Annotated in this window: 8 protein-coding genes and 1 pseudogene; 3 read left to right on the forward strand and 6 right to left on the reverse strand. The window is 62.8% G+C overall.

The features are described 5' to 3' along the window. Positions 1-550: 550 nt before the first annotated feature. On the forward strand, positions 551-2,605 hold the full coding sequence (locus JQ611_RS30795) for a tetratricopeptide repeat protein (RefSeq protein WP_212263234.1): 2,055 nt from the start codon (positions 551-553) through the stop codon (positions 2,603-2,605). Positions 2,606-2,671: 66 nt separating this feature from the next. On the opposite strand, the pseudogene JQ611_RS30800 reads toward JQ611_RS30795, so the two are convergent. Then, positions 2,672-4,362, reverse strand: a pseudogene (locus JQ611_RS30800) (AMP-binding protein). A 174-nt stretch (positions 4,363-4,536) separates the two neighbouring features. After that, complete coding sequence (locus JQ611_RS30805) at positions 4,537-5,730, reverse strand: serine hydrolase (RefSeq protein WP_212467543.1); 1,194 nt, start codon at positions 5,728-5,730, stop codon at positions 4,537-4,539. A 351-nt stretch (positions 5,731-6,081) separates the two neighbouring features. Between JQ611_RS30805 and JQ611_RS30810 the strand changes: the two genes are divergently transcribed. Both JQ611_RS30810 and JQ611_RS30815 read left to right on the forward strand, forming a co-directional pair. Further along, positions 6,082-6,399, forward strand: coding sequence for a hypothetical protein (locus JQ611_RS30810; RefSeq protein ID WP_212263231.1), 318 nt, complete (start codon positions 6,082-6,084; stop codon positions 6,397-6,399). A 134-nt stretch (positions 6,400-6,533) separates the two neighbouring features. After that, the gene (locus JQ611_RS30815; protein ID WP_212386345.1) at positions 6,534-8,027 is read left to right on the forward strand and encodes an NAD-dependent succinate-semialdehyde dehydrogenase; all 1,494 of its coding nucleotides are present in this window, start codon (positions 6,534-6,536) and stop codon (positions 8,025-8,027) included. 158 nt (positions 8,028-8,185) lie between these two features. On the opposite strand, the gene JQ611_RS30820 is transcribed toward JQ611_RS30815, so the two are convergent. The 4 genes from JQ611_RS30820 to JQ611_RS30835 all read right to left on the reverse strand — a co-directional run bounded on the left by JQ611_RS30820 (position 8,186) and on the right by JQ611_RS30835 (position 12,794). Then, positions 8,186-9,220 carry an alpha/beta fold hydrolase gene (locus JQ611_RS30820; RefSeq protein ID WP_212467544.1) on the reverse strand — a complete coding sequence of 345 codons (1,035 nt, stop codon included), beginning with the start codon at positions 9,218-9,220 and terminating at the stop codon, positions 8,186-8,188. Positions 9,221-9,260: 40 nt separating this feature from the next. Beyond that, the gene (locus tag JQ611_RS30825) at positions 9,261-11,462 is read right to left on the reverse strand and encodes a SulP family inorganic anion transporter (RefSeq protein WP_312012291.1); all 2,202 of its coding nucleotides are present in this window, start codon (positions 11,460-11,462) and stop codon (positions 9,261-9,263) included. 88 nt (positions 11,463-11,550) lie between these two features. Then, on the reverse strand, positions 11,551-12,360 hold the full coding sequence (locus JQ611_RS30830) for a crotonase/enoyl-CoA hydratase family protein (protein ID WP_212263227.1): 810 nt from the start codon (positions 12,358-12,360) through the stop codon (positions 11,551-11,553). Continuing rightward, positions 12,357-12,794 carry a VOC family protein gene (locus JQ611_RS30835; RefSeq protein ID WP_212467546.1) on the reverse strand — a complete coding sequence of 146 codons (438 nt, stop codon included), beginning with the start codon at positions 12,792-12,794 and terminating at the stop codon, positions 12,357-12,359. The genes JQ611_RS30830 and JQ611_RS30835 overlap by 4 nt, the downstream gene beginning before the upstream one ends. Between the last annotated feature and the right edge of the window lie 60 nt (positions 12,795-12,854).

Below are 12,854 nucleotides of genomic sequence, written 5' to 3' on the forward strand. Positions count from 1 at the left end.
AGTCTTTCGGGAGCCAACGCTTCCGAGGGGCGACGGTGGCAATAGAGGCCGTCTCACCGGGGAGAGCGCGTCATAAGTCGTAAAGCCACTGCGCAGGGAATGTCGGATGCTCTCCGCTGCCCTGTATGCTCGTGTGCAGCTTCTTTAGCACAATCGCACACGAGACCGCGGGTGCAGCGCGCATCCGGCATTCCCCGCGCCCTCTTTTCACGGAAGGCGCGAAACGACATGTACAACTCGGGCGCATTGCGTCGCGGGAACGTGACGCTATATCCACGTCGTCCCTGCGAACGCAGGGACCCATAACCACAGGCAGCAATTGTCTGGTATGTTTGGTCGTGATCTTCCGTTTTCGACAAAGTTGGCCGCGGCGTATGGGTCCCGGCGCAAGGCCGGGACGACGAAGATACTGCTAAATTGCGTTTCCATCCCCATCTCGATATTTTGTTCACCCATTGGTATTGCGGCACGGAGGTCGGCTCTGGTTCCTCCCAAACAAAAGCAAGTCGCTCTCCGCAATTGGTTTCTCGCGGCCATTGCGGCGGCTGCGTTGTGCCAGCCGCAGGCGTCGGCAGTTGCGGATGATCTGGCGGATTGCAACAGCGGGCCGCCCGCCAGGGTGGAAGCTGCGTGTGCAGCCATCATCAACGATACCGCGCGTCCGCCGGAAGACCGCGTCAAGGCGCATCTCGGCCGGTCGCGGCTCTATCTCAATACGTCGAAGATCGATCTGGCCCTGGCGGATGCCGAAGCGGCGCTGAAGCTGGATTCCAATTCCGTTCAGGCGCTGCTGCAGCGCGGCGTCGCCTATCAACGAACCGGCAAACTGGATCTGGCGAGGGCTGATTTCGATCGCGCGCTGGAGATCGAACCGAAGAACGCGCTCGCATTTCTCTCGCGCGGCAATCTTCGTTCCCAGCAGCGGAACTGGCCGGAAGCGATCAGCGATTTCGACGAGGCCATCGCGGCGCGTCAGGATTTTGCGCAAGCCTATGTCAGCCGCGGTCGTGCCTATTCGGAAAGCGGTCAGCTCGACAAGGCGCTCAGCGACCTGAACGCGGCCATTGCGATCAACGTCAATGTGCCGGCAGCATTCTACTGGCGCGGGCAGACCTACCGCCGCAAGGGCGACATCGATCGCGCCATCGAGGATTTTTCGCGGGCTATCGCGCAGGGGCCGAAGAACGACATGGCGCCCTATTTCGCGCGCGCCCAGCTCTACAGCTCCAAAGGCGATTACACCCGTGCGCTGGCCGACCTCGACGCGCTCCTGGCGGTGGCGCCGGACAGTGCGGCGGCGAAGCAACTGCGCCAGTCCACGCTGGCGATGCAGACGGAACTGGCGAAGGTTCAAGGCAGCGACAAAGGCAGCGACAAGGACAAGCCGAAGGCGCTGCCGGCGCCGTCGGCATCGCCGTCGACATCCGAGTTGGCCGACCAGATCACCCCGCCGCTGCCGCAAGCCGCGCCATCAGGCAATGCCGCCGGCAAGCCGTTGATCGATCGGGCGCGGCAGCTCATCGTCCAGGCCAAATACGCCGATGCGGTCGGGCTCCTGAACCAGGTACTGACAGCCGATCCGCGCGACGAGGCCGCGCTGCAGCTCCGTTCCAGCGCGCGCACCAGGCTCGGACAACTCGCCGAGGCCCGCGCCGACCTCGATGAATTGATCAAGCTCCGGCCGAATGACGCGACGGCGCTTTCGCTGCGCGGGGTGACGTCGGCTGCCATGCGACAGCCCGACCAGGGCCTGGTCGACGTCGAAGCGGCACTGAAGATCAACCCCAACAGCGCGCAAGCCCATTACAGCCGCGGCGTCGTGCATCGGCAGTTGGGGAAAGTCCCGGCCGCGCTTGCCGATTTCGATCGCGCGATCGCGATCGACCCCAGGATGAGCCCCGCCTTCTATGAGCGCGGCATCACCCAGATGTCTCTCAATCAGCTCGACAAGGCCTTGACCGATTTCGACCAGGCGCTGGCATTGACGCGGGTGTACGATCTGGCCAAGGCCGCCCGCGGCGTGGTGCTGCTCATGAAGGGCAACTCGGCCGAGGGGCTGGCCGATATCAACGCCGTGCTCGAGCGAAATCCAACCAACCAGACCGCCGTCTTCGGCCGCGGACTTGCCCTGGTCAACTCGGGCCAGTTCGATCGCGCGATCGTCGCGCTCGATACCGTGGTGGGAAAGACGGCGGACGACAGCATGGCGCGCACGCTTCGCGCCCGCGCCTATCTTGGCAAGGGCGAGACGCGCAACGCGCTGGCGGACCTCGATCTCGTCCTCAAGGCACGGCCTTCGGATGCTTCGGCGCTGACGCTGCGCGGCAGTGTGTGGTCGGCGCTGCGCGACTATCCCAAGGCCCTGAACGATCTCAACGAGGCGATCGAGCGCCGCGAAACCATCGAGAGCTATGTTGCGCGGGCGCGCGTCTACGAGGCGCAGAACGATTCCGAAAAGGCCGCCGCCGATTATCGCCGTGCGACCGAGCTCGTGCCACGGAGCGTGTTCGAAACCAACGCGCAGGCCAATGCGAAGAAAAAAGCGCAGCAGCTTTCCAAGCGCGTCCCCTGCGGCGACATGGCGGGCAGCGGCACGTGTCTGTGATTTGGATTGGTGGCGAAACCATATCCTCGTCGTCCCGGCGAAGGCCGGGACGACGCGCCCTCAAACTCACGCCGTCTTTGCCGCCTTCAACCCAAGCCTCGCCTCGACCGCGTCGCGCATCAGGAATTTCTGGATCTTCCCCGTCACCGTCATCGGAAATTCGTCGACGAACTCGACATAGCGCGGAATCTTGTTATGCGCGATCTGCCCGTGGCAAAAGGCGCGGACCTCCTCAGCGGTCAGGGTCTCGCCGGGCCTGACGCGAACCCAGGCACACAGCTCCTCGCCATAACGCTCGTCGGCGACGCCGAAAATCTGCACGTCCTGGATCTTGGGATGGCGATAGAGGAATTCCTCGATCTCGCGCGGATAGAGGTTCTCGCCGCCGCGGATCACCATGTCCTTGATGCGGCCGACGATGTTGCAATAGCCCTCCGCGTCGATGATCGCGATGTCGCCGGTGTGCATCCAGCCATTGGCGTCGAGCACGTCCGATGTCTTCTCGGCCTCGTCCCAGTAACCCAACATGATGCTCCGCGGGTGCAGAGTTCGCCGCGCATCCCGCGCGGCACGATGCGGCCCTCGAGATCGACCACCTTGACCTCGACATGCGGATGAATGCGCCCGACGGTGGAAACGCGGCGTTCCAGCGGCTCATCCGTCGAACTCTGGAAACTGACAGGGCTGGTTTCGGTCATGCCATAGGCGATCGTGACCTCGCCCATGTTCATCTCGTTGTTGACGCGCTTCATCACCTCGACCGGGCAGGGCGCGCCGGCCATGATGCCGGTGCGCAGCGACTTCAGGTCGAAGCGCGAGAATTCGGGATGATCGAGTTCGGCGATGAACATGGTCGGCACGCCATAGAGCGCGGTGCATCGTTCCTTCTCGATGGTCTGCAACGTCGCCAGCGGATCAAAACCCTCGCCGGGATAGACCATGGTGGCGCCGAGCGTCACCGCGGCGAGATTGCCCATCACCATGCCGAAGCAATGATACAGCGGCACCGGGATGCAGATGCGGTCCTGTTCGGTCAGGCGCATGGCGCGGCCGACGAAATAGCCGTTGTTGAGAATATTGTGATGCGTCAGCGTGACGCCCTTGGGCGAGCCTGTGGTGCCGCTGGTGAACTGGATATTGACGGGATCGTCGAACTGCAACGTCCTGGCCAGTTCCGCCAGCGTCTCGCGGTGCCGCGCGCTGCCCATCCGCGTCACGTCCTCGAACGCGATGGTGCCGGGCGAGGGCGGCCCGCCGATCTGGATCACCGCGCGCAGCTTGGGCAGCCGCGCCGCCTGCAATTCGCCGGGCGTCGATTTGGCAAGTTCGGGCAGCAGCGTGTTCAGCATCTCCATGTAGTTCGAGGTCTTGAACGCGGTCGCGGTCACGATCCCTGCGCAGCCGACTTTTGCCAATGCGAATTCGAGTTCGCTGAGGCGATAGGCCGGGTTGATGGTGACGAGGATGATGCCTGCTTTCGCGGCGGCAAACTGCGTCAGCGTCCATTCCGGGCGGTTGAGCGACCAGACGCCGATCCGCGCGCCGCGTTCCAGCCCGAGCGCGAGAAAGCCGGCCGCCAGCGCATCGACGCGTTCGGCGAATTGCTTCCAGGTCCAGCGGACATTATGGCTTGGCGAAACCAGCGCCTCGCGGTCGCCCCAGCGTCGCACCGCATGATCGAGGCTTTGTCCGATGGTATCGCCCAGCAACGGCGCATCGGCGGTGCCGGAGACGTAACTGGCGGTTGGTTCGGTCATCGTGCCACACCCTCGGTGTCATCCCCGCCTTGTGCGCAATTGCGCACTGGAGCGGGGATCCAGTATTCCAGAGGCGTCCGTTATAGCACGACAGGCCGCGGCGTACTGGGTCCCCCGCATGCGCGGGGGACGACAATTTGTGGATGGGTCGGACCGCGTCCCGACAGTTCGCGTTCAAGCCGCCCTCTGGCGACTCCCTGCATCAAGCCCGGCATAGATGCCGCGCTCGAAGCCCGCAAAGGCTTCCAGGCACTTGTGATCCACGAACGGCAGCATCTGCATCAGGATCACGCCCGAGACATTACGCGCCGGATCGATCCAGAAATAGGTGTTGGCAAGGCCGGCCCAGGCGAGGCTGCCCGCGCTGCGGCCCTCCGGCGTCTTGGCGGTGTTGATCAGGAAGCTCAGCCCCCATTTTTTCACCATGTCCGGATAGAGATCGACATCGTTGGTGTACATCGGCTCCATGGTGGGCATCTTGCCTATGGTGAGATCGCCGATGTGGTTCTGGCCCATCAACGCGACGGTTTCCGGCTTCAGCAGCTGGTTGCCGTTGCCCTTGCCCTTATTGAGAATCATCTGGGTGAACCTGATGTAATCAGTCGCCGTGCTGTAGAGGCCGCCGCCGCCCATATGAAATTCCGGATTCTGTTCGAGCTCGAACGGGATCGGCGCCAGCGCGCCGTCTTCGCCGCGCGCATGCATGCCGACCAGCCGCTGGCGCTGGGAATCCGTAATCTTGAAACTGGTGTCGCTCATGCCGAGCGGCGTGAACATGTGGTCGCGCAGGTAAGCGTCGAGGCGCTTGCCGCTCGCGGCTTCCACCGCCTTGCCGACGAAATCGATGTTGATGCCATATTCCCAGCGCGTGCCGGGATCGGACATGATCGGCCCCTTCAGCGCGGCGTTCAGGCAGCTGAAGATGGCCGGGGTTCCGGTCTTCTCCTGATACTTGCCCATGTCGCCGTTCCACACGTCGTAGCAGTAGCCGGCGGTGTGGGTCATGAGATGGCGCAGCGTGATCGGCTTCTTGGCCGGCCGCAGCTTCGGCTCGCCCTTGGCGTCAAAACCTTCCAGCACCTGCGGGTTGGCCAAATCCGGCAGCAGCTTGCCGATTGGCTCATCCAGCGAGAGCTTGCCTTGCTCGACGAGCTGCATGCCGGCGGCGCACGTGATCGCCTTGGTCATCGAGGCGATCCAGAACACGCTGTCGGCGGTCATCGGATCGTCCTTGGAGAGGTCGCGTTTGCCGAACGCGCCCTGATAGATCACCTCGCTGCCGGTCGCCGCGACAGCGACCACGCCTGGAATCTCCTTGGCCTCGCATTTCTGACGCAGAACCTCGTCGATCTGAGCTTTGCTTTGCATGGGTCACCTCCCGTTTGTTGTTATGGAGTGCCGCGATCTTCCCCCCGCCGTTGCAATCCCGCAAGCGCTCGCGGCGCCTTGCCGTTGATGTCGCGATCTCGTGATGGGTTGATGGCTAGCGCAGGGAGGAGGAAGGAGAGCGACACAAAACTGCAACACTGCGCCACAATTCGCGGTGGATCAGCGGCAACAGCGGTGACCGCTCCGGGCGCAAACGATAAGTTGATTCCATAATGATTTCCGGTGCTGATTCTTTGCAGTAAGACATTCAGATTCCAGCGGAAACGCTGCCCCCGAACTGAATGATTTGATGAAAATGGTTGTAGTTTTTCCCATTGTGAGGATGCCGCGATGATCTCGACCTGGAGTGAGTGGAAACGATACCCCCGCCCCGGCCGCGCTGAAAACATCGAGGCCCCGATCAGCCCGGGCATCTATGAGGTCCGTGTTGCCGGTACCGGCGCGCTGCACTCGTTCGAGGCGGTCGACAATGTCGCGGTGGCGCTGGCGCAATTGCAAGTCGGTTCCAAATCCTGGTTTTCGCGCCGCAACGCCAAGCTGCCTGATCTCGAATACCGCACCTGTGCGACGTCCTCGCGGGCCGACGCCAAGGCCGCCGCCGAACGCATGATCGGCCGCCGCGAAACGTATATGAACGGCACGGCGTGAGTTGAGGCTGTCATTCCGGGTTCGCTTTACGCCCCGTAATGACGATCAGCAGCCCTGCCTTTGCGGCCGATGCAATGCCGGCTGAATAGGCCTATACTCGGATCAATACCCCAAAAAATCCGAGGAGTTACGCCATGAACCCGCCCGTCGCTGCACGCGCTTCGCAATCCGCCCCCTCCCTGCGCGACCGCCTGAAGGATCCCTCGCTGCTGCGCGAGCAGTGCTATATCGACGGCGCATGGACCGGGAAGGCGTCCAAGCCGGTGACCAATCCGGTCAATGGCATTGAGCTGGCAAAAATTCCGGTCATGAGCACCGCGGAGACGACGCAAGCGGTCGAAGCCGCCGAGCGCGCGTTCCCGGCCTGGGCCAAGCTGACTGCCAAGGCGCGCTCCAACATCCTGCGCAAATGGTTTGACCTGATCATCGCCAATCGCGAAGACATCGCGCTGATCCTGACCTCGGAGCAGGGCAAGCCGCTGACGGAAGCGCTCGGCGAAGTCGATATCGGCGGCGCCTATGTCGAATTTTTCGCCGAGGAAGCCCGCCGCGTCTATGGCGAAACCATCCCGACCCAGCGCGCCGATGCGCGGTTGCTCGCGATCAAGCAGCCGATCGGCGTCTGCGGCGCGATCACGCCGTGGAATTTCCCCTGCTCGATGATCACCCGCAAAGTCTCCCCGGCGCTGGCCGCGGGTTGCACGGTTGTTCTGAAGCCCGCCAATGAAACCCCGCTGACGGCGTTGGCGCTGGTGGCGCTCGCCGAAAAGGCCGGCGTGCCGAAGGGCGTGTTCAATATCCTGACCGGCAATTCCTCGGCGATCGGCAAGGTGCTGTGCGAACACCCGGCGGTGCGCTTCGTCGGCTTCACCGGCTCGACCGAAGTCGGCAAGATCCTGTACCAGCAGGCCGCCGTCGGTGTGAAGAAGCTCGGCCTCGAACTCGGCGGCAACGCGCCGTTCGTGGTGTTCGACGACGCCGATATCGATGCCGCCGTCGAAGGCGCCATCGTCTCGAAGTATCGCAACATGGGCCAGACCTGCGTCTGCGCCAACCGCATCTACGCCCAGGACAAGATCTACGACACGTTCGTCGAAAAACTCTCGGCCAAGGTTGCGGCGATGAAGATCGGCGACGGCACCGAAGCCGGCGTGGTGCAGGGCCCGCTGATCAACATGGAAGCGGTCGACAAGGTCGAGAAGCACATCGCGGACGCGGTCAAGGGCGGCGCCAAGATCGTCACCGGCGGCAAGCGTCATGCGCTCGGCGGCAGCTTTTTCGAGCCGACAGTGCTCGCCAACGTCAAGCCCGACGCGCTGGTCGCGCACGAGGAGACCTTCGGGCCGCTGGCGCCGGTGTTCCGTTTCAAGGACGAGGCCGAGGTGATCGCGTTGTGCAACGCCTCGCCGTTCGGCCTGGCCTCCTACTTCTATTCGCGCGATCTCGGCCGGGTCTGGCGGGTCGCCGAAGCGCTGGAGTCCGGCATGGTCGGCGTCAACACCGGGCTGATCACAACCGAAGTAGCGCCCTTCGGCGGCGTCAAGGAGTCTGGCCTCGGCCGCGAAGGCTCGCATCACGGCATGGAAGAATATGTCGAGATCAAATACGTGATGATGGCGGGGATTTGAATCCGCTGTCGTCCCGGCCTTGAGCCGGGACCCATACGCCGTGCAAGCAGTGGTTACGGGAAGTGGTAATTGCCTGCGCTTTAGCAGAGTGCCTCAAACTGCACCCTGGGGTTATGGGTCCCCGCCTTCGCGGGGACGACAAGTGGATAGAGGTACGCCTAAAGCCCATCCATAAATTGCTTCAGCCGCGGCGCCCATTTGTGGGCGTCGAGACCGGAGGCGGAGTGGCCGAGTTCGCTGTCGAGCAGGAAATAATCGGCATCGACACCGGCGGCCTTCAGTCCCTGCATCACGCCGGGCGCGATGTCAGGCGGAAACAATTTGTCGGTCCGCGACAGCACAAACAGAACCTTCGATTTGATCTTGCCGAATTGCTGCGTCACGTCGAAGCCGCGCAGCGCTTTTGCAAGTATGATCAGCGAATTGGCGTCGAATCCCTCTGCCCACCGCGCGGCCTCGTCGCGGATCGCGGCCTCGATCTCCGCAGGATCGGACATCGTCGCTTTCAGGCGGGTCTCGATGCCATAGGTCTTCAGCGTCGCTATGCGGATCTCGGTCATCGTCTCCACGACGCCGCCGCGATCGTAATAGTCGCCGCCGTTCCAGTTCGGGTCCTTCGAGAGCGCTCCGAGCAGGCGCGCGACATTGCCCTCGGATCGTTCGCGCGGCACCAGCGGCGAGGTGACGACAGCCGCGATCCCCTTCATCGCGTCGGGATAGTTGACGGCCCATTGCAACGCCTGGAAGCCGCCATAGGACGGGCCGACGATCGCAACCAGTTTGTCGATGTCGAGATGATCGAGCAGCAGCCGCTGCGTGCCGACGATGTCGCTGACATTGATGTCGGGGAATCGCGGCCCGTAGGGTTTGTCGGTAGCGGGGTCGATACTCCCGGCATTGGTCGATCCGTAGGAGGAGCCCAGCATGTTCGGGCAGATCGCAAAATAGCGGTTGGTATCGACGGCCTTGCCGGGGCCGACGATCTCACTCCAGCTGCCTTCGCCCGTCGTGCCACCGGGATCGATGATGTGTGGGCCGCTGGTGTTGCCATGTGTCACCAGCACAGCATTGCTGCGATCGGGCGCCAGCGTGCCGAGCGTCGCATAGGCGATCGTCACCTCTGGGATCACGATGCCGCTTTGCAGGCGATAGTTGGTGGTCGAAAAAGTCTTCGCGTCAGCCTGTGCGGTCATGTGCTCTAACCCCGGAGCAGGAAGCTCAAAAAGCAGCGTTCTATCGCCGTAACACTGCAATGGTGCGATTGGCAAAAGTAAGTCGTTCGGCCATAACCGATACGAAATAGGTCAGCAGCTTCTGGCTGAGCGAGGGATCGTCGATCTTGAGCGCTTCAAACTGATGCGCGCTCAGGACGTACAGAATACTTGCGACCTCGGCTTGAATCGTCGCGCTGCGTTGCGCCTGCGACACCAGGCCCATCTCGCCGATCGTCGTGTAGCGGCCGAGGCTTCGTACCCGCGTGGTGCGGCCTTCGTCAGCCGGCACCATGATGCCAACGCGGCCGTCCAGGATGAAATGCATGGAATCGGCGACGTCGCCGGCGCTGACAATGATCTCTCCGGCGTCGATCTCGACACGCTCGCAGCGATGCATCAGCGCCACGGCGTCGCGCGGGGTTCCGAGAATCTGCGTGAACCAGTCACGCAGATTGGCCTCCTCCTGCTCGTGCCCCTGATGCTTCGCGATGATCTCGTTCTCGCATTGCTCCAGCGCATGATCGAGCTCCGGCACGATACGAACCCGGCCGGAGATGAAACCGCTGGACCGCAGCGCCTTCTCGGCGAGCTTTGGCAAATGAACCAGCACCAGTTCGATGTGACGCTCGTCGGCGCTGCGCTTGATCTGGGCAAAACTGTAGGCCGCCGATGAATCGAATCCGGTGACCAGCTTGAAGTCGAACACCAGATAGCGGCATTCCGGACGCTGCGCGAGCAGCGCCTTGACGTGCTGGTAAAGCCGGTTGGCGGAACCGAAGAACAGATAGCTTTGCAGATTAAGGCCCTGGATTTGTCCGCCATGGGCCGTCAGAACCGTCTGGTCGTCGCGCGAACGATCCAGCGAACTGCGATATTCGGAGCCGTCAAAGCTGAATTTGATTGGATCGATCCGCGCGGCCGTGAACGCGAATGTCGCGCAGCCGATCACGACGCCGATCAGCACGCCCGCGACAAAACCCCATTGCAGGATGATGACGATGATCGCCAGCAGGGAGACATATTCGGTCTTGGTCAGGCGCCGCCGCGATTCGATGATCCATTTGTGCAGCTGATCGGCGCCCAGATAGATCAGCAGACCCCCGAGCACGAATTTCGGCATATAGCCGAGCAGCATCGGAGCAACCGCCAGCATCAGAACCGAGATCGCGGCCACCGTCAGGCCGGCGAGCCGGCCGGTCCCGCCGCTGCTGAAGTTGAGGATGGTGCGGCTGACCGAGATGCAGCCGGTATAGCCGCCGAACGCGCCGGACAGGATGTTGGCCAGGCCCGTGACGTTCAATTCCCGCTCGAGATTGGCTTCGCGGTGCGCGACAACCTCGATACCCGCGGTGTTGAACAGCGTACTCGACGCCGTGACGAAAATGACGGCGACCAGATTGCCGAGCAGATCCGGAACGGCATGCCAGGGATAGCGGGCAATATCGGCCGTGTTCCACGGCAGCATGATGCTGACGCTAGGGGGTGGCTGAAATGTCCATCCCGAGGCCTGCGCTTCTGCTGACGTGAATCCCGCCAGCCAGAAAGCGATATGTCCAACGACCACGCCCCCGACCAGCATGGCGGGTAGGCCAAACGAGGTGCGCGTGCGATGCCAGGTCAGATACAAGGCCAGCGCCATGGCGCAGGCCGCCGCCAATTCGGACAGGGTCAGGATGTTGGCGAACTGATCTAGCGTCGTCAGTTGAAGGCGATGGCCGGTGATGACGCGGACCGCGCCCAAAAGGATCAAACAGGCGGTGGCGCCGAGGAACCCGCCCACGACGGGATAGGGCACATAACGGATCGCGCGGCCCATCCGCGTCACCCCGAAGCCGCACAGCACGATGCCGGTGACAATGGCCGAAAGCCCAAGCGTCATCAGCGCCGGGGCGAGCAACGATGCGGAGGGATCGTTGGCGACAACGTGCTCGACCAGCGACGCTGCCAATATTCCGGTCATCGCCGCCGTGGAACTCTCGGGCGCCGCAATGGCGAACGGGAATGAGCTTCCCCACGCGATGACAGCGGCGAGGATGGCCGAGGAGATGAAGGTCGCGGCGAGGCCGTAGGACAGATGTGGTGCCAAGGGCCCGGTAAAAATCAGAAGCGAGTACGACAGGCCAAATGTAATCGTGAGGACACTGGCGGCGCTGCCGCCGAGAATGTCATTGAGGGCCTTCCGAATTAACTCCGGCTCGCCTTTGAGAGATCGACTGACCACGCCCCACTTGCCCCCGGCACCCCTGCCAGTGGTAGAGACCGCAGACAGAGATAACAACGTTATTCTTATGACAGGGGTGACGGTGCCGTCAGCCGTTCCCCACGATATCTCCACCAAACGCGCCATGGCGGCCGACGCCGGACGCAAATCGTGCAGCGCCTGAGAGTGTCTCGCCCGAGGCGATCACCTTCAGTCCGCCGCGCATTTCGTTGGCGATGGCGTCTTCCTCCGCGAGGTCCCATTGCCGCAGCGCCGACAGCCGGTCGGCGCGCATGCAGGTCTGCGGGAAGGCTGCGATTTCCCTGGCCAGCGCAATGGCCTGTGCAACGGCTTCGCCTCTTCGCACCAGACGATTGGCAAGGCCCATGCGCAACGCCTCCGGCCCGCCGACCGGGCGCCCGGTCAGGATCAGGTCGATGGCCTGGGAATGGCCGATCAGCCGCGGCAGGCGGATGGTGCCGAGATCGATCAGCGGTACGCCAAACCTGCGGCAGAAGATGCCGAAGGTGGCGTCCTCGGCGACGACCCGCATGTCCGCCCAGAGCGCCAGTTCCATGCCGCCGGCGACGGCAAATCCCTCGACCGCGGCGATCACGGGTTTTGACAGCCGCAACCGGCTCGGCCCCATCGGCGCAATCGAGTCATGGCCGCCGATCTCGCGCTTCTTGTTGGGATCGCCCGCCGCCACCGCCTTGAGGTCGGCGCCGGCGCAGAAATAACCGCCGGTGCCGGTGAACACCGCAACAGATGCTGCTTCATCGGCGTCGAACGCCAGAAACGCATCGTAGAGTTTGCGCGCGGTCGCGCCGTCGACGGCGTTGCGGCAATGCGGACGGTTGATGGAAACGATGGTCACCGGCCCATCGCGTTCGACAAGCACGCTATCGGTCTCGGTCATGTCTGCGCTCCCGCGTTAGGTTGAAGTAGATCCCACAGGTTGCCATAGAGATCTTCGAAGACGGCAACCGTGCCGTAGCTCTCTACCTTTGGCTCCCGGACAAAGATGACACCTTTGGCCGTGTAAGCGCGAAAGTCGCGCCAGAAATCGTCGGTGTGGAGGAACAGAAATACGCGGCCTCCGGTTTGATTTCCAATACGAGACGCCTGCATGTCATCTACGGCCCGCGCAAGCAGCAGGCGTGATCCGGTCGAACCCCGCGGGGCCACGACAACCCAGCGCTTACCTTGCGCGGGAATCACCCTGTCTTCGATCAGGGCAAATCCGAGTACATCGACATAGAAGGCAATTGCTTCGTCGTAATCGCGCACCACGAGAGCCAATTGGCCAATCGTCTGTCCTGCTACGACGGGTTGATCGCCTGCTCCGGTCATATTCATCCTCAATCATGCGGAGGATCATTTCGTCGCGTCGGATCGGGTGGTGTCTAGCCG

This window comes from Bradyrhizobium sp. AUGA SZCCT0182 (genome assembly GCF_018130185.1).
Classification (GTDB): domain Bacteria; phylum Pseudomonadota; class Alphaproteobacteria; order Rhizobiales; family Xanthobacteraceae; genus Bradyrhizobium.